At 60.1% G+C, this 524-nt stretch carries 1 protein-coding gene; it reads left to right on the plus strand.

Translation table 11 applies throughout. From position 1 onward, the window contains the following. Positions 1 to 514 (plus strand): lipoyl synthase (locus ACFO3E_RS15820; protein ID WP_380806054.1); only part of this gene is annotated, 514 nt, incomplete at its 5' end. Positions 515 to 524: the final 10 nt, after the last annotated feature.

Here is a 524-nt window from a genome sequence, read left to right on the forward strand (position 1 = left end):
GGATACGACCATCGAGATTTTGACGCCAGATTTCCGGAACAAGCATGAGCGGGCCGTCGAGATGATCGTGGCTGCGCGGCCGGACGTCTATAACCACAATCTGGAGACGGTGCCGAGGCTCTACCCGACCATTCGTCCCGGTGCGCGCTATTATGCGTCGCTGCGTCTTCTGGAGTCGGTCAAGAAGCTCGACCCTTCGATCTTCACCAAATCGGGCATCATGCTGGGCTTGGGCGAGGAGCGATTGGAAGTTCACCAGGTCATGGACGACATGCGCTCCGCCGACATCGATTTCTTGACCATGGGCCAATATCTGCAGCCGACCCCGAAACATGCCAAGGTGATGGAGTTTGTGACGCCGGCTGCGTTCAACGCCTATGCCGCGATTGCGCGCGCTAAGGGCTTTTTGCAGGTCGCGTCCAGCCCGCTGACCCGTTCCAGCTATCATGCGGGCAAGGACTTTGCGGAGATGCGTGCGGCGCGTGAGGCGCAACTGGCCAAGGCGGCACGCTGAACCAATGCCC

The sequence above is a fragment of the Sphingobium tyrosinilyticum genome, assembly GCF_042654265.1.
Classification (GTDB): domain Bacteria; phylum Pseudomonadota; class Alphaproteobacteria; order Sphingomonadales; family Sphingomonadaceae; genus Sphingobium; species Sphingobium tyrosinilyticum.